The organism is Deferrivibrio essentukiensis, assembly GCF_020480685.1.
GTDB lineage: Bacteria > Chrysiogenota > Deferribacteres > Deferribacterales > Deferrivibrionaceae > Deferrivibrio > Deferrivibrio essentukiensis.
The window spans coordinates 1-23,199 of the sequence record NZ_JAJAFU010000028.1 but is presented as its reverse complement, the minus strand read 5'-3'; the positions used below and the strand labels follow the sequence as shown (position 1 = coordinate 23,199).

Sequence of the window (23,199 nt, the reverse complement as noted above, 5' to 3'; positions counted from 1 at the left end):
ATAAATTAATATATTTAAAGAACAACTCCTATAAACTTAATATAGATTATAAAATTTCTTTGACTTTTAATAAATTCTAAATTAAAATATCCTAAAATTTTAAGGAGGTTGACCGTGAAGAAAATCTTAGCATTAATCGCAGTACTGTCTTTCGCATTGGTTGTTTTTGCAGCTGACAAAGGGCCAGAAACAATCGATCTATCAAAATCTTTTAATTACGAAAAAACCACTAAAAAACCTGTAATGTTTCCACACGCTTTTCACCAAACAAAGGTAGAGTGTGCCGAATGCCACATGAGTGCTGAAGGAGGAAAAGAGCTAAAGAATATTAATACTGGTGACATACTGAAAGTAACTAAACTTGTGGGCACTGCAAACGACGTACATAAAGAGTTTTGCTGGGCTTGCCACAAAGCGAAGAAGGTTAAAAGCGGAACATCTTGTAATAAGTGTCACAAATAGCAAAGCGGCCTTAGAGCCGCTTTTTTTATTTCATAACTTCATCAATGATTTCAATCTGTCTCTTAAAAGCAGGCTCATCAACCCACTCACTTGCCTTTTCAAGTAACTCTTTTGCACTTTTCAAGTAGGAGTCATTATGTTTAGCATCTTTATTATACTCGTCTAAAAAAGTAACCGCTTTATTACATATAGAATAAGCAAGACTTCTTATCTGCTTTGCCTTATCAATTTTCATTGCCAATCTGATAAAAAAAGAAGTCAGTAATAAATATAATAACCATAGCCAAATATTAAACTTTAAACTTACTAAATAAAATGTGGCTACAACAACCAAAGTAGTAACAATTGCAACGCTAATACCGGGGGACCCAATAAAATATGTGGGAATATTCTTACCATCCTCATACTTATAGTACTTAAAAGGTCTAAAGCTCCCACCTCTTTTATGCTCTTTTTCGGCAATTTTACTAAATTTCCTCAATTCCTCTAAAATTTCAATTTTCACAGATTCCTCTCAAATGTTTTTTTATTTTTATAGCTTATTTTATAATTTAATTGCAATCGATAAAATATGATATCTATACAATAAAAAAACTTGACAAATACTCACTCATATATATTTTAACAAGTGTAAAAAATATCATTTCAGGAGGTGCGATATGTTAGAAAGATGGAGAAAAAAAAGCGTATCACCCTTAAGGGATGTATTTGACCTTCAAGAAGAGGTAAACAGGTTATTTGACGATTTCTTTCTTCCAAGTGCCCAAGTTAGGGATTTTCCTTTTATGCCGCACGTTGATATAGCAGAAAATAATAGTCAGATTAAAGTAAAAGCTGACCTTCCGGGTGTAACAGAAAAAGATATTGAGCTGACACTTGAAAATAACATCCTTACCATCAAAGGTAAGAGAGAGGAAGAAAAAGAAACTAAAGAAGATAACTATTACAGTAGAGAAAGAGTCTATGGCACTTTTATGAGACAAGTTCAAATACCTAAGAGGGTTAACACCGATAGCGTAAAAGCTAAATTTAAAAACGGCGTACTTGAAGTAGTTATGGACAAGGCTGAAGAAGAAAAATCTAAAAAAATTGCTATTCAGGCTGAATAAAAGGGCGGGATAATCCCCCGCCTTTTTTATTTAGAATCATTCCACAAAATCCTATTGACAATGTATAAGGTGATTATGTAATATAAGCCACCTTTCCGTGCTTTACTAACAAATCTATCAATGTGTCAAATATATCATGGTTACGCATATTATACCTATATTCTAATTCTTTCAAATAATAAATAAATTTCTCCTTAGATACACCATGATATTTCAATAACCGCTGCTTAGCGAAACTCCAAAATCCTTCAATCCCATTTATATATACTTTACCATTTCCAAATCGCTTACTATGATCTATTCGTTTATGTTTAAATCCCATCGCAACTAATCCATCATAACTTTTATACCTGTCAGTATATATAAGACTACCACGTTTTACCTTCTTTATCGCTAATGTAAGTAATGTTTCTGCCGTCACATCGTGCACAATTTCTACCTTCACCTTCCCATTTCGCTCCAATATACCAAACACTGGTATCTTACCAGATGCTCCTCGACCCCTTTTTCCCTTCCGTTTACCCCCAAAATAGCTCTCATCCATCTCTATTTCGCCACACAAATGTTGAGTTTCCCCATTTAATTCATAATATATCACCTGCCGTAACATGTCATATATCTTCATCATCGTCTTGTAGGCTACCTGTAACTGCTTTGATGCCTGCCACCCTGGTACCTCTAACTCAAATAATTTAATTGCCATGACTATTTTTCCTAATGGAACCTTTATCACTTCTAGTATGCTTCCCTTTCGTATTCCCCATTCCTTGCGACATCGATAACATTTTAATTTATTCCGTCGAACCTTCCCAATGCTTTCTCCCCCACAGTAGGGACATTCATCAAACTTTTGTAATAATCCCTTTTCTTGAAGATATTCTATTGTTTTATTCTCATCTGCTACTATTTTTGAAACTTCTATAATTTCCATATTTTTGCCACCCCCTTATATATTATAGCACTGGTGGCTCTTTTTACTCAATTACCTAATATTTTTAAACTCATTAGATTAAATATTTCTTTAATGGTGACAATATCCGCCTATTTCGGTTTTCTTCTTACAGGGGGAAAATATACGTCTAATCTACTTATAGTTTTATTGGCAGTAATGATTCATAGCTTTGGTACATCGATGCTCAATCAATATCAAGAAGTTGAATCAGACAAAAAAATGGAAAGAACCAAAAAAAGGCCTCTTCCAAAATATATATTCGATTCCAAAAAGGTACTTCTTGTAAGTATGATATTTATTTTATTATCTTTTTTATTGCCTATCATTATCAAGAAAAAGTTTATCACTTTGATGTTATTAGATAATTTTATAATTTATAACTGCATATACACACCACTTAAAAAAAAGACATCATTTGCACTCCTAATAGGCTCTTTCAGCGGTGCCATCCCCCCTATTATTGGTTGGTTAGCGGGAAATAGTTCTCTAAGTATTGAAATATTGCTGGTTGCAACCACATTTTATATGTGGCAAGTGCCCCATTTTTTATTTTTAACTGAAAAGTACAAAAATGAATATAAAAAGGCAGGATTTAGAATTTTAATAAATGAGACAAGTGCCAAAAAATACAACATTATCCTTATAGTTTGGCTTATAAGTTATTTTTTAGTTCTTACAAATACAGCTTTCATAATCCTTAGACAAGGTATTCTATCTGACATTGTAATTTCCCTTGAAACAGTCCTCATATTGATACTAATTATTCAAGATAAAAAGTCTAATCAAAAATTTCATATTATTAATATTTCAATATTAATATTAATAATTTTTTACATAATAAAAATACTTTCAAACTGAGATGAATTATTAAAGCGTGTTTGACAGACAACTTAGTGTCCGCCAAACATATTAATTTAATTTACAGGAATTATCTTACAGAAATCATTTAGAATATATTCGGGGTCTTTTTCAAAAAGCTCACCGAAAATCTGTAGCTTTTTATTATAACTTTTGTCGATATCGATAAACAAAAATACGTCAAGAAAATCCTTTATCTCTTTCATCAAAAATTTCTTATCTTCATCACTCAAATAGTCTATCTTTTTAACTCCTACACCAAGCTGCTCGTCTTTTATTTTTCCCCGTATAAATGCTGCACCGGCAGTCATCCCGCTACAAATATAGTAGCCCATAGGATACTCATGATTTACAACATTTAAAACAATACCAATTCCACCTTGGGCATATTCCATAAAGTAGTCACCCATCCCTTTCTCTTCTCCGAGTCCATATATTGCAACAGGCGGCTTTCTGTTTGTTAGTTTTTCTTCAAAAGTCTTTATAAATTTATTCCAACCAAGTGTACTTAATTTCGCCTTTCTTTTCTGATATTTAAATCTTAAGTCTTTTAAAATCTCATCCTTTGTGTAATTTTCATACTTCTCAAGATTTAATTTTCTCCACTCTTCAGGCACCCCTGCCTTCATCAATAGAAGGTTTCTCACTCCTCCACTTTTAGCAACCCTAAAAGTGCCACTAACGGCATATGCAGCAAACAGGTCACTTACATGCCCTGCAATATTTATCTCTTTAGGGTTTGATGTATTTGCAACACCTACGTGGGTATTAGCAGGAATAGAAGTCTTAAAAGTATGGTTCGGAATTACGTTAATTTTTACATTATCCACAAAAGCAAAGCAGTGGTTGCCTACCAACCCTCTTACAGTAATTTCTTCACACTTTACTCCTGTCCCTATTGTCCTCTGCCCAACCACATTGTCAATAAAAAACTTTTTAACACCTTTTTTAACTGCTTCTTTCATTAACAAATTCAAACTGACACTATCGATTTTATCTACACCTACATCTATAGTTAATGAGTCACCATGTATATTTTTTAAAGTATTCTCAAAAAATTCTTTATTTTCATTAATTCGTTGTTCAAATGTCTTAAATATTTTATGCTCTCTCTCTTTAATAGCAGCATCCGGTATCTGTTTATCTATTTCTTGTTTACCAAAAGTTTCAAAAAGTAACGGGTCGTTGCCATGATATCTAAATCTTCTTGCACCAACCACATCGGCATGATGACTCATACCAAGCCCTGCGGCAAGCCCTTCCATATCCTTAACAAAAGACTTAACCATAGAAACTATAAAATTGCTCCCCATTTCAGGGTCAATCCTACTGCCGTATTTTCTTGATGTAATACCCCATGCACATTGGCCAGTATGGCATCTTTGACAAAGTGTACACCCCAAAGGATGTAAAGTCCTCATCCCCATGCCAACAAAGTCAGCACCTGCAAGTAAAACTAAAAAAGCATGAAAACTATCCAATACCCCGCCTTCAGCGATTATCGAAATATTCTCTCTTAAACCCTCTTTCCTGAGAGCTAAATCCGCGATATGAGTCAAATACACCACATTTAAACCTTTATTTTGTAAATCTACCAAATGAGCTGCACCTGTAGAGCCATCCCCTGCCTTAATTGTAATATAATCAAAGCCTGCTTTTGCAAGTGCAACCGCTATTTCAGGAAAGTTCCATGCAGTACCGTAAACATCTGCTCCAATAAGTTTTTCCTCACCTAAGAGTGCCCTTAATGACTCTACCCTCATAGGGAGCTCTTCAATAGAATATTGCAAATGTTGAGGATTTGGCGCTGTCAAGTTTCTTAAAGCTTCAACACACCTTAAAAGAGCAATCTCCAAATCATTCTTTTTGGATTGAAGATGTCCACCTTTACCTTTTTTAGCATCCTGCCCGTATTTCATACTGATTCCGGCAAACTTATCAAGCTCAACCCAAGGACCATAACCCCCTGAGCCAAATTGTAAAATACAATATTTTGATGCAGACATCATATCAGGATGAACATAACCTTCGCCTGTAAAAAATGGTCTACCAAGCTTAATGCTTGCCATAAGTCTTGCTAAAAATGCTTCATGGCTATTTGAACCATAGCTCATATGGCAGTCAAAAACAGGTGTATTGCATAAAAACTTAGCCTTTCTCTTACCTAAATATACATTATCAAGTTTACCTGCATACTCATGTAAATGGTCTCTTTGCGGGCTTAGTATCTCTGCAGCATCAATCATCCAATCAGTATAAAGCTTTGATTCAGATCTTCCCAAGTGTGCACTGCTGACAGTTGATTTTTCATCTGCTCTATTTAAAATATTATTAATAACCTCAGCATTTGATAACTTAACACCTATGTCGTGATAATCAGGATTATTAAAAACTTTTATAGCCCTTTGAGGACACATTTTAACACACCTTTTACAGTTGCAACACTCATCAGGATTAATCCAGAGAATCTTCTCGACCAAATTGACTTTATCAGTCTCATCAGGAAGCACTCTATTTCCGTCAAAATCATAATAGACGGTTTCCATCTCAAAAACACCTGTCTGACTATCAGGCTTTTTTAAATTATGCGTACAGGCTTCCACGCATCTGGCACAGTGAACACAACCTCTTCCTGGTTCTTCCTCTTCACTTGTAACTTTCACCCAATATTTTGCACCGGTTGCATAAATACCTGTCCTGTCAGGCTCTACATATTTGATACTTCTTTTAACTCTTAATTCTATTTTACTATCAAGCTTCATCCCACTTCCACCCATAATCTAATTTTTTTATCTCTTTACCTTCAATCTTAAATGCCACAACCTTCCCTGCATCAGGGTCATAAACGCTTGCAAGCTCTTCCTCCATAAAATAAGCTGCCGAAAGAATTGCTCTTTGCTCACTTCCTAACAACGCAACCTTATCATTGTAACCAAGGCTAAATGACCTTAGATGGTCCCTGTCGGTAAAACCGAGCAACACATCCCCAACCAACACGATTGCAGTAGCAGGTCCCGACATTTTCATTCGCTTTAATATCGGATCATTTGTAATCTCAAGGTATCTTTTTCTTTGGCTGTCACTTAACGAAGCAAGCTCCTGCGGAAACTTTCTGCTTATTACCCACTCTATCTCTTCTATTGTATAGCCTTTTCTTAAAAGATAATCCGCCTGTAAAAATATTGCTTCGGAATCTGTTCCAACATGAAGATTTATGCCAAGCTGCTCCAAAGCTATAGCGTTAGATTTGTCACTTGACAGGTGACCGTTATGCACACCTGCAATCTCTCCAACAGAAATCGGTTGTGGTCCCCACCAAAGACCGCGACCACTACTTGTCGGCCATCTGAGATGAATCAGACAAGCTTCATAATACTCATCCTCATACTTATGCAAATCATAAATTTTAATAGTATCGGTAAGCTCAAAGGCAGTCAAAAAAGTACCATTCTCTTTTGAACTTGAAAAAATCCTTGCATCATGCATAAAATCTTTATTGAACTTTGAAACATGCTTCATAATATATTTGTAATCATTGTCAATTCTCTCCCTGTACATCATCTCATCTATTGTAGGCGGAGTCACATAGTACCTTTTGATGATTGGCAAATCATATTCGTAGTAGTATTTCCTTGCCACCAAGTCTTGAGACTCAAGAATATGCACACCCCAACTGTTTATTACATTCTCAAGCTCACTAACCTTATACTGATCACGATACATGATATGAAAAACATAAAAACTGTTGTCTTTATATATACCTTTTAAAGTTACACCTGCGCCTGTCCTCCCTCTGTATTGCAAACACATGGCACTCTTTAAAAGTGCATTCAAACTAAATTCCCCCGCAGCTGCCAAAAGACCGCAGGCACCTTTGGGCAACCCTTCCTCTCCACCTGAAAAGGTATTTATATCCATAGGTTTATAATTTTTAATATCATTCATTGTTATTCCTCTTCGCTAAGTTTACTGTACTCAACATATTGAGATAAAATATATTTTTCAAATTTACTCTCATCACTTATAACACTAAGTGCTGACCTTGGGCATGCCTCCACGCTTTTAAAGGAGTGCGAGGAAATGTTTTCTTTTATATACATATAATAAACCATATCTTTTTCAGGACTCCACTCTTTAAACTTTTTAATCAGGCTATTATTACTGTAAAAATAGCACCAATCGCACTGAATACATATTCCACAATAAAAACATCTTTTAGCCATTAAAACAGCTACATCTTTATCTACGGTCTTAACAATTTCATTAAAGTTTCTTTTCCGCTCCTCAAACGTAATATTTTCCTCAATCATTCTACCCGTCTTTTGAAAATATTTTGTATTTATATCTTCATAAAAAGCAATTTCTCGATTGGTATCTTTTTCAAGCTCTTCTCCTAAAAAATTCCTAACTGCCTCCACAGTCTTTTGTGCTGAACCTACCGCTCGCACAACCATGCCGGTAGGAGTGGCAGCACCCATAGCTGCATCGCCGCAAATAAACACCTTGTCTCTCAAATCTTCCGGCAAATCAGGACAATTAAGTCGAGGAAATTCATTTACAAAACTGTCCCCGACAAATGACAAGTCAGGTTTATCACCTACTGCCATAACTATTTTGTCAAAGATAAATTCATTATACTTGTCTTTTATGGGTATCGGCTTTGAGCGACCGCTTTCATCAACAGGGCCAAGCTTCATAACCTGACAGATTAACCTTAAACCTTCCCTCACTTTTTCTATTTTTATTGGCTGATTCAGGAAATAAAATTGCACCCCTTCCCTTTTACTTTCTTCCACCTCACCCGGATGTGCAGTCATCTCACCTATTGTCCTTCTGTAAATAATACTTGGAAGAGCACCTAATCTCACGGAACATCTTGCCACATCAAACGCAGTATAACCTCCGCCGATCACACCTATCTTTTCATTTTCTTGAATATTTAATTTATCTGACTCGCCAAAATTTATAAGCCTTAAAAACTCAATTCCGTTATAAATATTATCTAAATACTCACCATCAATGTTTAGTTTCCCTGGATATTGCGCCCCGGTAGCAACAATGACAGCATCGGACTCCTCAACAATATTTACAAATTTACTCTTATCTATATGCTGGTTGAGAATTATTTCCACTCCGGCTTCCCTTATAAAATTCAGCTCTTTTTCAAAAATTTCTCTCGGATACCTATATGCCGGGATACCTTCGATCAACAGCCCACCCGGCTTGGAGTGTTTTTCATATATAACTACCTTATACCCGTTTATTGCCAAAAAATAGCCTGCAGAAAGCCCTGCCGGACCTGATCCGATTATTGATATTAATTTGTTTTTACTGTCAGATTTTAAAATTGGCTTTAAATTGTTCTCATACCCCCAATCGGCTACAAACCTTTCAAGAGCTTTGATGTCCACCGGCTCATCAAATTTTGCCCTGTTGCAGGCTGTCTCACAAGGATGGTCACAAAATCTTCCGCACCCTGCGGAAAAAGGGTTTGTCTCTTTTAACACATAAAATGCATCCCCAACTCTTTCTTGAGATAATAAATACAAAAACCGAGGGATATCGTTTTTAGCCGGACAACCGGAGTTCCCCAAGTGATCTTTAGAATAACAAGGACTTTTTTTATTGATGTAAATTGGATATAACCTTTTCAAGACTCGCCTCCGTATAAGCTTGCTACCCCAATTATACACTTTCTTTATAATATTTCAAAATAAAAATTATTAACTTTTAGAAAAATATTTTTACCAAATGAATATGGAAGTTGACAAAAAAAGGGGGACAACACGCCCCCCTTAGGATTACATTATATTTTTACAAATCTCTTACAACCAAAACCGATTTTTTTGACCTTCTTACAACCTTTTCAGTTGTGCTGCCAAAAAACACATCTTCAAAAAAGCTTTTTGTATGAGAAGCAATTACAATCAAATCAACATCAAGCTCTTTTTCTGTCCTCAATACTTCATAATACGGCTCACCAAACTTTACTACTGTTTCAACTTCAATATTTTTGTCACCAAGGACTTTTTCAATCTGTTTTTTAAAAAGTTCTTCCGTATCAGTTACAAGTCTTTTTTTAAGGTCTTTGGAAGCCCTGTCACCCAAATAACTATGAACAATACTGGACTCTTCAGGTATAGCATGCAACAAAATAATTTTTGATTTAAAAGTTTCAGCCAAATCGCCGGCTCTTTGTAGAGCTACATCCGCACTCTTTGAAAAATCAGTAGGTACTAAAATTTTTTTTAAATTATACATATATTCCTCCTGTCTATTTCATTTGTTTAACAGCCACATTCGCCGCAACTAAAATCGGGTCCCACACAGGTGCAAAAGGTGGGGCATAACTTAAATCAAGCTCTGACAGCTCAAAAACAGTAGCATTTTTATAAACAGCTGCAGATATTACATCTATCCTTTTTGCCACTACATCCTGTCCTACAATCTGCCCGCCAAGCACTATCCCGTTAGATTTATCATAATACAAACAAACAGTCATTTTTCCATTTCCGGGGTAGGCTCCCCTCGTATGTGAAGTTATAACGACTTTATCATAATCTATTTTTGCACCAAGTATCTGACTTTCAAACATGCCGGTAGTGGCAACAGTCAAATCAAATAACTTAAAAGCTGCAGTCTGTAATATCCCTTGAAACTTTGACATACTGACAATATTTGCAATATTATTACCTGCAATTCTCCCTTGCTTGTTGGCAGTAGTTCCAAGCGGCATATATGTAAATTCACCAGTCTGCCTGTTATAATGCTCGGCACAGTCACCGCCAGAAAAAATATTCTCGATATTTGTCTGCTGAAACAGGTTTACTTTTACTGCCCCTTTAATACCAAGCTCAACACCGGTGTTTGAAAGCATATCGGTATTTGGCCTAACCCCAAGAGCAGCAACAACCAAATCCTGTTCAAACTTACCTGCTGAAGAATCAATGCTTTTGCCATCACTGCCGTAAATATCAACACCAGTAATCAGCTCAACACCATTATTTTCTAAAGTATTCAAAACTATCTTTCTCAAATCACTGTCTAAAAATGGCAAGATATAGTCCATCTTCTCAAGAATTTTAACTTTTATCCCCAACTCACTCAAGGAATCGGCAAGCTCCAAATTTATATACCCTGCTCCGATAAGGGTAGCATTTTTAATCCCACCATAAACAAGCTTTTTAACCTTTCTTAAATCATCAAGAGTCTTAAAGTAATACACATTTTTAAAATTTTCTTCAGGTAACCTGACTGCACTGGCTCCGGTAGCATAAACAATATAGTCATAGTTATCCTTAATAGTTAGGTTGTTTGAGATATCCCTTATTTTTACACTGTTTTTTTTAACATCTATCTCCTCAACCTCATGATAAAGCTTATAATTAACCCCCCTTTTATGGATTATTTCTCCATAGCTCATCGCATAAAGGGACTCAACAGGCTTCTCCTTAAACAAAAGATTATAAGGCATACCACAAGCACCGTAGGAAACATCGCCACTTTTTTCATAAACGGTAACAATAGCTTCCGGCATCTGCCTTTTAATTTGGCTTGCTGCACTCAAACCTGCAGCCACTCCACCTACAACAACAACTTTCATAACTCACCTCTATCAAATTAAAACACTAATGAAGATTTAAGTCAATAAAACATTACATCAAAATAAAAAAAACAATTAATTATTAGCTTTTACAACAACAAGTTATTAGTTTTATATTCAAAAAGCTGACAGTAATCTTTTAACTATAACAACAAAACTTAATAATTAGTAAACTATATATAATTCATTACAACAAGCTTTAGTACATTAACTTCAGCATCCCAAATAAATATTCCTTTTTTGACAACTTTGCTTTATATTTAGTTAGTGTGTGCTAAAATTTAGAAAAGTTAGGAGGAGACTATGACCGGTGGTTTAATATTTTTAGGAATAATAGTTATTTTAGTATTTGCTTTTATTGCTTATTACAATAAATTTATAAAGCTAAAAAACCAAGCTGACGAATCATTTAGCGGAATCGATGTGCAACTAAAAAGGAGGCATGACCTGATTCCAAATATTGTAGAAACCGTAAAAGGTTATGTAAAACACGAAGCTTCCACACTTGAAAAAGTTGTCCAAGCCAGAAATATTGCGATGTCGGCCAATTCTGTCGAAGATAAAGCAAAAGCTGAAAATATGATTACCGGAGCTTTAAAAAGTTTGTTTGCATTATCTGAAAGTTACCCTGATTTGAAAGCTAATCAAAATTTCATTAGTCTGCAAAATACATTGTCTGAAATAGAAGATAATATTCAAAACGCAAGAAGATATTATAACGCAGTGGTAAGGGACTACAATATTCTTTGTGAATCTTTTCCATCTGTAATTATTGCTAATATTTTCAATTTCAAAAAGCGAGAATTTTTTGAAATCGAAGAAACGGAAAGAGAAAATGTTAAAGTCAACTTTAACTAAACCAATATTTGCTTGCTTATTTCTTCTTGTATTTACCATTCCTGCATTTGCGGAATATTTTTATATTAAGAGCTACAATATTGATATAAATGTAACAAAAACCTCTGTTTTGGAAATCGAAGAAACCATAAATGTCCATTTTAATACTGCAAGACACGGAATTTTTAGGACAATCCCTTATAAATACCTTGTAAACATTGATTCTGATGATGAAAAAGCTTACAGACCATTTATGGATGGAAAGTACTATAAAATAGATATTTTCGATGTAAAAGTAGATGGTTTTAAATATGTTACATACAAAAAAGGGGATAAATTTTATATAAAAATAGGTGATAAAAACTCTTATGTCTCAGGCGATGTAACTTACAAAATAACTTACAAAATCTTTGGTGCCATAAACTTTTTTAAAGAACATTCAGAATTTTACTACAACATAATAGGCACTCAGTGGCCTGTTAAAATTGAAGAAGCTACTTTTAATATCTACCTTCCAGAAAACTATTTGCCGTCTGATAACGATATAATTTTAGTAGGTGGTAAATTTGGAGAGAGGGGAAAAATAGCAAGCTATAATGTTGCAGAAGGTGTTATAACCGGTTTTACAAACAGAGTATTGAATCCTTTTGAAGGGCTGACACTTATATTAAAATTTCCTGAAAACTTTCTATTAAACGGAACAACTTTTCTCAGGTTTAAACTTTTAATCATAAATAATATCATTTATTTGACTCCAATCATAATATTTATCGTTATGTATCTACTGTGGTTCTTCATTGGAAGAGATAAAAAGATTATTGATTATGTCCAATTTGAGCCGCCAAAAGATATGACACCTGCCGAGGCCGGAGTTATAATAGATGATAAAACTGATAATAAAGATTTAATTTCACTTATTTTCTATTGGGCAGTAAATGGAATCATACAAATTGAAGAGGATGAGCAAGACGGTATATTTACATCCAAAGATGACTACATACTCACAAAACTCAAAGACTTACCTGAAAATGCCAAGCAATATGAAAAAACTATATTTAACGGTCTTTTCCCCGGCAGCACTCGGGCTGTAAGAATTTCCACGTTGAAAAACACTTTTTATACATATATGCAGGATGCAAGAAAAGAGCTGGATGAAGAAATTGCAAGAAACAATTACTATGTCAGCCGCACAAGAATATTAAGCAGCGTTTTTAAGATATTAAGTATATTTGTCTTGTTGACCGGCATATTTTACTCTTTTTCAGCTGGAAGAATTGACTATATTCTAATTTTTATAATAAACGCCCTGATTATTTTTATTTTCGGATACCTTATGCCTAAAAAAACTGACAAAGGTGTTGATAAATTTCAAAAAATTAAAGGTTTTAAAGATTTTATCCATAAAGTTGAAACTCCCAAACTTAAAATTTTACTTCAAAAGGACCCCAACTACTTTGATAAAACAATCCCATTTGCAGTTGCACTTAATGAAGAAAAAGTATGGGCGGAAAAATTTCAATCGCTCATCACTGAGCCACCAAATTGGTATGTTTCAAGGCGCCCAGGGCATTTTAATACAATATATTTTGCCAACTCTATTTCCAGTGCAACTAAAAATATGAATCAAGTTTTCAACTCCACTCCACCCTCATCAGGCAGCGGCGGCAGCGGATTCTCAGGTGGCGGAGGATTTTCAGGTGGTGGTTTCGGCGGAGGGGGAGGCGGAAGCTGGTAAAATTAGGATTATTTACCACTTCTATAATAGGTGAATTACTTCTCGAACATCTGATGGAAAATAATATTTTTCCCAGTGTAATTACTTATAAAAAAGATTTTTTACGGACTACATTAAGCAGAGATTTTGAAAAATTTGAGAGTTTTTTTAATATTACTTATTTAGGAAGTAATAACTACTCTGACAATAAAGAGAAGCTGGATAGACTACACATAGAAGTTGCACTTTGTGTTGATTGGACTAAGGATTTTTTTCAAGGTCAAAAAACACCATTTAAAGTCTTATTTACTCACCCGTCGCTTTTACCCTTTTACAGGGGTTATGGGGCAATTACAGAGCAATTTTTACAAGGAGTGGTTGTCAGCGGACTGAGTGTAATTCAAAACTCAGAAAGAGTAGACAGTGGCGATATAATTTACCAAAAGGAAATTCAAATTGATTTTAATGACTACCCTTTGGACTTTATTTCTAATTATATTAAAGAAATTGTTAGTTTTACCGAGATGTTAACCGAAAACAATATTGACTTCGATGCCAAAAAACAAAATGAAAATCTCGGTTTCTATCTCGTGAGAAAAAGAAATAAAAATGCCATTATAGATTTTGGAAGGGATGCGTTCTCTATTTATAATCATATCAGAGGTTACAGCTACCCCTTTTTTGGTGCTCACTTCTACTACAAAAATCAGAAAATTAAAGTTTTTAAATCGGAAATAAGGGCGTGGCAAGGAAATTATGGAAAACCCGGACAAATATTAAATAAAGAAGATGACTATATTGAAGTCGCTTGCGGGACAGGGTCAATTAGGCTTTATAGCATCTTGTCTGAAACTGATGAAAGTTTAAATATCAACAACCTGTTTTTAGTAAACGATATATTAAACCATTGAAAAGTAATGGGAGCCTAAAGCCCCCATTATTTGGAACAATCTTTCCCTGACAATTTACTATAAAATCTGCAATGCATAATTCTTATTTCATCTTCATATTTATAACCGGTCAGCATTGACTTTAAAGAACCTTTAATGGCAAAAAGAGACATATACAAATGCACCAAAAACATTATGAGCATTGCCATTCCGAGAAAATTGTGAATAATAGCATATATTCTCAAATTGTCGGTTGATGCCGCAAAGCTATACATATAATAACCTGTGTATGCCATAACAAATCCGCCTAAGGTTCCAAGCCAAAACCAGCTTTTTTGCCCCGGATTGAATTTTCCCACAGGCATTATATTTTCTGTCTTTTTACTAAGATACCCTCCAAACTTAAAGAACCAAGTAATATCACCAGGGGCTATTATCATCTCTCTTAACCACATCAACAACATTACCAACCCAAGGGGCACAAAAATGACCGCTGAAGGAAAATGTATAAATCTAAATGTGCGTACCAAGCTACCACCGCCAAAATATTTTCCAAAAATCATTATAAGTCCTGACACAGTCAATGTAAGAAAAGAAATAGCGGTCAACCAATGGACAGCTCTATTAAATACAGTAAAAACCAAATATTTATTACCTTCATGTGGGAATTTTTTAGGACCTATCACTAAGTAGTGCAACACAAATATCCCTGGTATGGCTATTAAAATCCAAAAGTAAATTTTTCTTACATATTCCTTTTGCAAGATAGTAAAAGGTTCACCATATTTTTGCCATTCGCCGGTAAAATGTTCGGTTATAATTTTATAATTTTCAATACTATTATTATACTTACTATTTGAAAAAATAGGCTGTACTGTATCGTTTTCCGCCGAATACACGGCTGCCATGAGAAGCAAAAACATTATCAAAGTCACAAAAAGTATTCTTCTCATATCACACCTTAAGAGATAAGGGGCAAACAGATGCCCCTATTTTTTATTATACGCCTTATCCCAACCCCAAGCATTTGCTCCTGAACCACGCTTAAATCCTCTTTCACGATAAATATTAGCGATTTTATCTGCATCACCTGCCAAAAGTGCCTTGGTAGCACACATAGAAGCACATAAAGGTGCTTTCCCCTCTGCTATTCTATTTTGACCATACAGCCTTTTCTCTTTATCACTAAAGTTTTCAGCAGGACCTCCTGCACAGAAAGTACACTTGTCCATAACCCCTCTTGCCCCAAAAGAATTCCCTTTAGGAAACTGAGGTGCACCAAAAGGGCAAGCAAAAAAGCAATAACCACAACCTATGCACACATCTTTATTTACAAGAACAATCCCGTCTTCCCTTTGGTAAAGAGCATCCACAGGACAAACAGCTATACACGGAGCATCCGAACAATGCATACAAGCAACAGAGATGCTCTTCTCCCCTGGCTTACCTTCATTTATTGTTATTACGCGCCTTCTATTAACCCCCACCGGGATTTGATGCCCCTCTTTACAAGCGACAACGCACCCACCACAATCGATACATCTATCAACATCGCATAAAAATCTCATTCTTCCCATACATTTCCCCCATTAAGCTTTTTTTATACGGCACAAGCCTGTTTTTGTCTCTTGCATCTGAGTAACAATATCATAACCGTAGTTTGTTACTACATTTGCTGCTTCTCCAAGAGCATAAGGGGTTGTCCCTTCGGGATATTTGTTTGCCCAAGAGTCACCCATAAAAAACCCGCCAAAATGGAATGGAAGAAAAATTGTTGTCTCATCAACTCTATCAGAAATTTTAACCTTAACTTTTATCTTTCCTCCACCAGGAGACTCAACCCAAATATCATCGCCATTTCTAAGCCCATAATTATTTGCTGTTTTTATATTTACTTCCGCAAACATCTCCGGTTGGAGCTCGGCTAAATACTTGTTACTCCTTGTTTCAGCACCACCACCCATATATTCGACCAATCTTCCGGTAGTCAAAATCAGCGGGAAGTTTTTTACCCAATCTTCTTTTTGCTCGCTTTTATATTTGGTGTAGACCCTGTAATGGTCAGGCTTGTCCTCATAAGTAGGATATTTTCTTACCATCTCAGAATCTGGAGAATGCAAAGGCTCTCTATGCACAGGTATAGGATCAGGGAAGTTCCAAACAAAACATCTTGCTTTTGCATTTCCAAAAGGTGCCATCCCTCTCTTTATCGCTTCCTGAATGGTTTTTTGTGACAAATCTGTTTTCCAGTTTGTTCCTGGGATTACATCTTTAAATTCCGGGTACCCTGTCTTAACTTCACTACCCGGGTTAGCAACTCCATCTGCAAGTATATTCTCCTCTTTTTCCTTACCAGGATATTTATAAGTTGTACCATATCTTGCTCTAAATGGAAGTCCTCCTTTGGCTACAGGCTTAGAGATATCATATAAAATCGGTGTGCCAGGATGATCTGTAGTCCAACATGGCCAAGGTAGTCCATAATATTCTCCATCACAAGGTCCACCTTTAGCCTGCAAATCATCAACGTCAAAAGTATGCCAATAGTCAGTATGTTTTTTGATTCTTTCCGGAGTCTGACCATTGTAACCTATCGTCAAAGCGCCTTTATTAATTTCTCTGGTCACATCCTCTGGGATAAGTTTTATATTTTTATAAAACTTATCCCCAAAGCCAAACTTATCTACAAAAAGTTTCATAATCTCATAATCATCTTTGGTTTCATAAATTGGATCAACTACCTTATATCTCCACTGAATACCTCTTTGAGTATTTGTTACACTTCCGGAAGTTTCATATTGGCTCGATGAAGGTAAAATATAAACATTATCCTTGTCACAAGCAGCAGCAGTCATTGTCGGAAATGGGTCAATTAAAACTACAAGATCTATCTTATCCAAAGCCTTTTTTAATTTATGGTATTGAGACTGTGAATTTGAAGAGCATCCCCAGAAAACAACCGCTTTTAAAGGGGTATATTGAGTTATTGCATCTTCCTGAATAACACCTTCATACCAACGGCTAAGAGTAAAGCCCGGTTTTGACATATATTTATCATCTTTAAATCTTGACTTTATCCAATCAAAGTCAACATTCCAAACCCTGCACCAATGTTTCCATGCTCCTTCGGCAAGTCCGTAATAGGCTGGCAATGAGTGAGAAAGGACACACATATCTGTAGCGCCTTGAACATTGTCATGCCCTCTGAGAATATTAGTGCCTCCACCTGACTTACCCATATTACCCAATACAAGTTGAAGAATACAGTATGCTCTCGTATTGCTGCTACCAATTGAATGTTGTGTGCCACCCATACACCATATGACCGTGGCAGGTCTGTTAGTTGCAAGAATCTTTGCAATCCTTTCAATTTCTGAAGCAGGTACTCCGGTTACTCTTTCCACCTCTTCGGGAGTATAATCTTTTACTACCTCTTTAAGTTGCTCATATCCTGTTACTCTTGTTCTTATAAATTCTTTATCTTCCCAACCGTTTTTAATAATAACATTTATAAGCCCCATTACAAATGCCGTATCGGTGCCTGAACGGATTCTTACATAATCAGTTGCTTTAGCTGCTGTTTTTGTAAATCTTGGATCTACAACTATTACAGGAGCATTGTTAACTTCTTTCGCATGTAATACATGCTGCATAGCAATAGGGTGAGCTTCAGCAGCATTTGAACCTATAAAAAAGAAACATTTAGAATGCCTCATATCATTAATACTGTTTGTCATTGCACCGTAGCCCCATGTATTTGCAACACCGGCAACAGTTGTAGAGTGACAAATTCTCGCCTGATGGTCTATATTGTTCGTACCCCAAAAAGCGGCAAGCTTTCTTTGCAAATAAGCCATCTCATTGGAAACTTTAGCACTCCCTATCCACATTACCGCATCAGGACCATCCTTTTCTCTTATATCAAGGAGCTTTTTGCTTACTTCATCTATTGCCTGCTCCCATGAAATTTTTTGCCATTTCCCGTTTACCTTCTTTAAAGGGTATTTTAACCTTTTTTCACTTGTTACCATATCGATAGCACCAGCACCCTTACAGCAATGCCCACCTCTTGAAACAGGGTGGTCAAAAGCAACTTCCTGCCTTACCCACACCCCATTTTGAACTTCTGCATAAACACCACATCCAACGGCACAATGTGTACACACCGTTTTTACTATCTTTGAATTTGCATAAGGGGAATTAGCGGCATTTACTTTTTTTACAAATGTAGGAGTTAATCCCAACCCGGTAATAGCAGAGGTCGCAGCAAAAATTTTCAAAAAACCCCTTCTGCCCATTTGAGGGTTAATGCTTGTAACCGCATTTTTATTGCCCTGACTCGATTTTATAAGTTTAGTTTTTCCCATAACTCACCCCTACTTTAAAGTTTCGTAGTATTTCTTAAAATGTTCGGTCTCTCTGTAGAGTATTTCATTGTCAACATTTTCAGGAGCTTTAGCGTAAGATTTTTTGGATGTCACTGCTATAGCCGTTGTACTTGCGGCGAGCATTCCCAATTTCAAGAATTCTCTTCTTGATTTAAATTTTTTCATAAAAACCCCCTAAGTTGTGATAGACTCATTAAGATAACTTCTTTCTAAATCGAGAAAATAATCTATTAACAAACCCATACATGCATAAAACACTGCACCTTCGTTAGTTTTAATCTTCTCAGAAAATAATGAAAAAAAGGGCTCCACGAACCTATTAAAAAAATCGACCTGCTCATCAAAAATGTAAACACCGTTTTTATTTATGAGATAAATCATCAAGTCAGAAACAAAGGATATCGAATCTTCAGGTTCATAATAGTTCAGGTCTCTTGCCAAATTTAACTCTTTTAAAAAATCTCTTATTTCAACCAAAGTCTTGCCAAAATTTTTATTTTCAAAATAATACGATGCATTTTTATTAATAAGGTTATTACTAAAAGGGTCTACAAACAAATTATTGTATTCGGTTTGAATATCTTCAACTGAAAGCTCGTTAAAAACGGATTTAAAAGAATCTACTATCAAGTTCGCCTTGGAGTCACTATCATCGAAACTTTCTTTCACATTTGTAATAAACTGTTTAATAGTGTCGATAAATTCATAAGTAGGCTCACAAAAAAAGGCTTCTTTGATAATTTCATAAACAAATATTCTGGCTGAATTAATTTCATTATTTTCCATTTTTACCTGCCATCACAATTAACGGCTTATAACATTTTTAATTTTCAAAAAGCCGCTTAACTCTACACTCCTCACAATAATGCAAAAATTTTCCCTTGGACTCTAAAAGTCCGACCCCCGAAAGCTTTAACTTAACCGCTTCGAACGATTTTTTACTTCCAAAAGCCTTATTACATCCCGGACAAACAATCGGCTCATCTCTGCAGAGTTCATTTACCTCAAAAAACTTTTCACTCAACAACAATCCATCTTTAACTGATATTGCATCTTCAGGACACACATATTCGCAAATTTTACACTGGATACAAATTGACGGATTATGGTTAAGTGAATAGTTAAATTCATTTGACAGTAACACACCTATCTTACAATGGTTAACACAAGCTAAACATAAAGAGCATTTCCCCTCATCAACAATAACTTCACCAAAAATATTAAGATAATTTTCCTCTATTAAAACATCATTGAAACTGGAGCTCTCAAACAAAAACTTTAAGATTGACGCCAATTTTTTCCTTCTACTCGCAAAACTATAATTTGTATAAACAACTGGCAAAGGGTTAGTTGAAATAGTGTCAAAATCATATTTTGTTTTTATGAAATTTTTATATTTAAACAGATACTCCAATAACCTATTTGCAAACAGCACTTGATTGCTTTCAGATAGCTTATCATTTAAAACTACAATATTCGAAGCTCCTATGGCAAACACAAACAGATAATGCATCAAATTAAAAAACTTTGGGTCTGAATTCAAAAATATAATATTATCTAACTTGTTGCTGTTATTCCATTTGAATTTTCTTAATTGTTCTTCATCCCCTGCAATTAAAATTTTGTCTTTAATATTATTACCACTAAACGAAGAAATAAAGCTCTTATCATCGCTATTCACATACTGCATTGCCCCTGTGGGACAAACCGCAACACACTTACCGCAGGATTCACAGGCCAAATGATCAATAACGATAACGTTATCTTCTATCGTAAGAGCCTCATGATTACATTCCTCAATGCATCTTTTGCAACCGTAATCCAGCTTACCGTTATATTGACATAAATCTTGGGAATGTATTACATTTTCTTCAATCAAGAATTCTCCCGTCATTGAGAGTATTTTTTCTATATCAGAATATTCAAAAATTCCTGTTTGGTTTTTGTTTAAAAATTCTTCAATGTCAGTCATAATAAAAGATGTGTCAATATTATCACTAACTACCTTATCTATGTCTATGGCCTTTTCAGGGCAAACTTTTTCACATTCACCACATAGTGTGCATATATTGAAGTCTATTTCCAAATTAGTTGTGATGCATTTTTCCGGACAAATATTGTAACATTTTCCGCAATAAGTACATTTTTCGAAATCCACACTATCGTAAAAACTAAAACTGATATAAAAATTCGGAAATTTGCCATTTACTTTAAAATCTGTCACAGATAAAAAGTCAGGGGAAAATATCTTAGATACTGATAACGGTTTTAATGAGTAAACTCCTCCCAAAACATTCTTAATACGCTGCAATTTTTTATAATCGCAATAAATAAGACAAATAGCAGGCTTAATAACGGATGTATACGACTTGGAATAATTATATTTTAAAATACTGTTCATATATCACCTTATTAAAATTATATAACTCACATATAATTCTGTCAATGCAATAATTGTATGTATTTTTGTTCATACTCTATAAAACAATGTTATTTTTATACGTATTGACCTGATTTATAATTATGTTAGAATTATAAAAATACTGACGAGGTGAAATTATGGTCCCTATAATCTGCTTTGTGGGCGCTTCCGATTGCGGAAAAACAACATTGCTCGAAAAGGTTATTTCGGTTTTAAGAAACAGAGGATATAAGGTAGGAATTATAAAAAATGATACTCATGGCTTTGAAATTGACAAGGAAGGAAAAGATACTTACAGATTAAAACAAGCAGGTGCTAACTCTGTAATAATTTCAGGACCAGATAAATACGCAATTATTTCCGATGCGGATAAATTTTATAGTCTTGATGACTTTGCATTTTATATAGGGGATAAAACTGATATTATACTTACAGAAGGCTTTAAAAGCTCTAAAAAACCAAAAATAGAGCTATTTTTAGACGGTACTTCCACTGAAATTCTATGTAAAGATGACGAAACATTAGTTGCCGTAGCAACAAATAACAAAGAAAAAATAAAAATGCTTACAAAAAGGCCAATACTTGATATTAACAACCCGGAAGAGATTTCGAATTTTATAGAACAACATTACTTAAATAAGAAAAAAAGAAAGCTATTTTTAATGGTAAACGGCAAAAAAATTAAAATTAAAGACTTTGTCGAAGACATAGTTACATCCACAATTATCGGCATGGTATCAGAGTTAAAGGATTGTAGTGACCCAAAAGATATTAGGATAGTAATTAAAGATGAGTGATGCAATTAATATGGATTTATATAACGTTATTAATATAATAGAAAACTACAACATTAAATTGACATCGGAATTTTTGCCCATTGAAGATACAAGCGGACTTGTGTCAGCCTCCGAGATTAAAGCACCTTTTGACTTTCCTGAAAAAAAAAGGTCAAGAATGGACGGATTTGCCTTTGATATTAAAATAGCAGATTTTAAAAAAAAGCTTAAAGTAGTTGCCCACTTAAATGCTAATGAAACATATGACCATAAATTACAAGCGGATGAATGTATAAGATGTTCAACAGGAAGTAATCTTTCCAAAAATCAGAATGCAGTAGTCCCAATAGAATTTTGCAACGAATCAAACGGATATATTGAAATCGATGGGACTTTCAGAATGAAAAACAGATACATCGAAGAGGCAGGTAGCATTTTTAAAAAAAACCAAGTCATTATAAATAACGGCTCAATAATTGACCACAGAGATGTGGAAAAGCTGGCTTTATGCAGGATTAACTCAATAAATGTATATAAAAAGCCAAGTATCGGAATCATATCGACGGGAAGTGAAATTACTGAACAATACATTATAAAAGACTCAATAATTAACAGCAATTACCATATGCTTGCATCCTTTTTAAGCTCAAAAAAAATTCCATTTACTTATTTAGGGATAGTGAAGGATAACTATAATGAAATATTAAATAAGATAAATGAAGCAACCGAGCACTATGATATAGTAGTCACCTTTGGAGGCACTGCATTTGGTCAAAAAGACTTAATAAAAAAAATAATAATGGAGTCTAAAGGTGAAATTATGGCCGAAAACTTAAATGCAAGCCCTGGTAGGACATTTAAGTTTGCCGAGATTAACAAAAAGCCTGTATTTATACTGCCGGGTAACCCAGCTTCCGCCAGTATTTGCATTGAATTATTTTTAAATCTTTTTATAAACAAAAACTACTACAATGTAAAAACTACTCTTATAAATGGAACAGCTAATTTTTCTTTAAACAAAAAACAAGGTTTTCATAAACTTATACCAGGGTTTATAAGTTTTGATAAAGATGGAATAATTTTTTATGACAGAATAAACACGCAAAATTATCATAGACATTTCAATGGGATTGCCATAATTGATGCAGAAATACAATCAGTAAAAGTAGGAGATTCTGTCGATTTATA

At 34.7% G+C, this 23,199-nt stretch carries 21 protein-coding genes; 8 read left to right on the top strand and 13 right to left on the bottom strand.

Translation table 11 applies throughout. From position 1 onward, the window contains the following. Window positions 1-114 precede the first annotated feature (114 nt). Window positions 115-462: a cytochrome c3 family protein gene (locus LF845_RS10930; protein WP_242821056.1), complete on the top strand. Its 348-nt coding sequence runs from the start codon at window positions 115-117 to the stop codon at window positions 460-462. Between the two features lie 25 nt (window positions 463-487). On the opposite strand, the gene LF845_RS10925 is transcribed toward LF845_RS10930, so the two are convergent. Continuing rightward, entirely contained in the window at window positions 488-967 is a 480-nt protein-coding gene (locus LF845_RS10925) for a hypothetical protein (RefSeq protein WP_242821055.1), read from the bottom strand. Window positions 968-1,121: 154 nt separating this feature from the next. On the opposite strand from LF845_RS10925, the gene LF845_RS10920 reads away from it, so the two are divergent. Next, window positions 1,122-1,571 carry an Hsp20/alpha crystallin family protein gene (locus tag LF845_RS10920; protein WP_242821054.1) on the top strand — a complete coding sequence of 150 codons (450 nt, stop codon included), beginning with the start codon at window positions 1,122-1,124 and terminating at the stop codon, window positions 1,569-1,571. Between the two features lie 73 nt (window positions 1,572-1,644). Here the strand turns inward: LF845_RS10920 and LF845_RS10915 are convergent, their stop codons facing one another. Then, complete coding sequence (locus LF845_RS10915; protein WP_242821053.1) at window positions 1,645-2,502, bottom strand: IS1595 family transposase; 858 nt, start codon at window positions 2,500-2,502, stop codon at window positions 1,645-1,647. Window positions 2,503-2,535: 33 nt separating this feature from the next. Here LF845_RS10915 and LF845_RS10910 point away from each other — a divergent pair, with 33 nt between their 5' ends. Further along, window positions 2,536-3,381: a protoheme IX farnesyltransferase gene (locus tag LF845_RS10910; RefSeq protein WP_242821052.1), complete on the top strand. Its 846-nt coding sequence runs from the start codon at window positions 2,536-2,538 to the stop codon at window positions 3,379-3,381. Between the two features lie 56 nt (window positions 3,382-3,437). Here the strand turns inward: LF845_RS10910 and LF845_RS10905 are convergent, their stop codons facing one another. The 5 genes from LF845_RS10905 to LF845_RS10885 form a co-directional block, all read right to left on the bottom strand. Further along, window positions 3,438-6,143, bottom strand: coding sequence for a glutamate synthase-related protein (locus LF845_RS10905; protein WP_242821051.1), 2,706 nt, complete (start codon window positions 6,141-6,143; stop codon window positions 3,438-3,440). Further along, window positions 6,133-7,326 (bottom strand): class II glutamine amidotransferase domain-containing protein, encoded by a 1,194-nt coding sequence (locus LF845_RS10900; protein ID WP_242821050.1) that lies wholly within the window; start codon window positions 7,324-7,326, stop codon window positions 6,133-6,135. The genes LF845_RS10905 and LF845_RS10900 overlap by 11 nt, the downstream gene beginning before the upstream one ends. 2 nt (window positions 7,327-7,328) lie before the next feature. Next, window positions 7,329-9,035: an FAD-dependent oxidoreductase gene (locus tag LF845_RS10895; protein ID WP_242821049.1), complete on the bottom strand. Its 1,707-nt coding sequence runs from the start codon at window positions 9,033-9,035 to the stop codon at window positions 7,329-7,331. A 160-nt stretch (window positions 9,036-9,195) separates the two neighbouring features. Continuing rightward, window positions 9,196-9,642 (bottom strand): universal stress protein, encoded by a 447-nt coding sequence (locus tag LF845_RS10890; RefSeq protein ID WP_242821048.1) that lies wholly within the window; start codon window positions 9,640-9,642, stop codon window positions 9,196-9,198. Window positions 9,643-9,655: 13 nt separating this feature from the next. Further along, window positions 9,656-10,984, bottom strand: coding sequence for an FAD-dependent oxidoreductase (locus LF845_RS10885; protein ID WP_242821047.1), 1,329 nt, complete (start codon window positions 10,982-10,984; stop codon window positions 9,656-9,658). 303 nt (window positions 10,985-11,287) lie between these two features. On the opposite strand from LF845_RS10885, the gene LF845_RS10880 reads away from it, so the two are divergent. From LF845_RS10880 to LF845_RS10870, 3 genes are read left to right on the top strand one after another with little or no spacing between them, the layout of a single operon-like run. Further along, window positions 11,288-11,842, top strand: a complete 555-nt coding sequence (locus LF845_RS10880) for a LemA family protein (protein ID WP_242821046.1) — start codon at window positions 11,288-11,290, stop codon at window positions 11,840-11,842. After that, the gene (locus LF845_RS10875) at window positions 11,793-13,556 is read left to right on the top strand and encodes a DUF2207 domain-containing protein (protein ID WP_242821045.1); all 1,764 of its coding nucleotides are present in this window, start codon (window positions 11,793-11,795) and stop codon (window positions 13,554-13,556) included. The genes LF845_RS10880 and LF845_RS10875 overlap by 50 nt, the downstream gene beginning before the upstream one ends. 53 nt (window positions 13,557-13,609) lie before the next feature. Beyond that, window positions 13,610-14,446, top strand: coding sequence for a formyltransferase family protein (locus LF845_RS10870; protein WP_242821044.1), 837 nt, complete (start codon window positions 13,610-13,612; stop codon window positions 14,444-14,446). Window positions 14,447-14,472: 26 nt separating this feature from the next. On the opposite strand, the gene LF845_RS10865 is transcribed toward LF845_RS10870, so the two are convergent. Genes LF845_RS10865 through LF845_RS10840 form a run of 6 tightly spaced genes read right to left on the bottom strand, consistent with a single transcriptional unit; the run spans window position 14,473 to window position 21,214 of the window. After that, window positions 14,473-15,378 (bottom strand): formate dehydrogenase subunit gamma, encoded by a 906-nt coding sequence (locus LF845_RS10865; protein ID WP_242821043.1) that lies wholly within the window; start codon window positions 15,376-15,378, stop codon window positions 14,473-14,475. 36 nt (window positions 15,379-15,414) lie between these two features. After that, the gene (gene fdh3B / locus LF845_RS10860) at window positions 15,415-16,002 is read right to left on the bottom strand and encodes a formate dehydrogenase FDH3 subunit beta (protein WP_242821042.1); all 588 of its coding nucleotides are present in this window, start codon (window positions 16,000-16,002) and stop codon (window positions 15,415-15,417) included. A 12-nt stretch (window positions 16,003-16,014) separates the two neighbouring features. Next, window positions 16,015-18,792: a formate dehydrogenase subunit alpha gene (locus LF845_RS10855; RefSeq protein ID WP_242821041.1), complete on the bottom strand. Its 2,778-nt coding sequence runs from the start codon at window positions 18,790-18,792 to the stop codon at window positions 16,015-16,017. Window positions 18,793-18,801: 9 nt separating this feature from the next. Then, window positions 18,802-18,978: a hypothetical protein gene (locus tag LF845_RS10850; RefSeq protein WP_242821040.1), complete on the bottom strand. Its 177-nt coding sequence runs from the start codon at window positions 18,976-18,978 to the stop codon at window positions 18,802-18,804. 9 nt (window positions 18,979-18,987) lie between these two features. Then, complete coding sequence (locus tag LF845_RS10845; protein WP_242821039.1) at window positions 18,988-19,599, bottom strand: TorD/DmsD family molecular chaperone; 612 nt, start codon at window positions 19,597-19,599, stop codon at window positions 18,988-18,990. A gap of 37 nt (window positions 19,600-19,636) precedes the next feature. Continuing rightward, window positions 19,637-21,214, bottom strand: coding sequence for a 4Fe-4S binding protein (locus LF845_RS10840; protein ID WP_242821038.1), 1,578 nt, complete (start codon window positions 21,212-21,214; stop codon window positions 19,637-19,639). 158 nt (window positions 21,215-21,372) lie between these two features. On the opposite strand from LF845_RS10840, the gene mobB reads away from it, so the two are divergent. Continuing rightward, window positions 21,373-22,032: a molybdopterin-guanine dinucleotide biosynthesis protein B gene (gene mobB / locus LF845_RS10835; RefSeq protein WP_242821037.1), complete on the top strand. Its 660-nt coding sequence runs from the start codon at window positions 21,373-21,375 to the stop codon at window positions 22,030-22,032. Window positions 22,033-22,042: 10 nt separating this feature from the next. Further along, window positions 22,043-23,199 (top strand): molybdopterin molybdotransferase MoeA (locus LF845_RS10830; protein ID WP_242821036.1); only part of this gene is annotated, 1,157 nt, incomplete at its 3' end.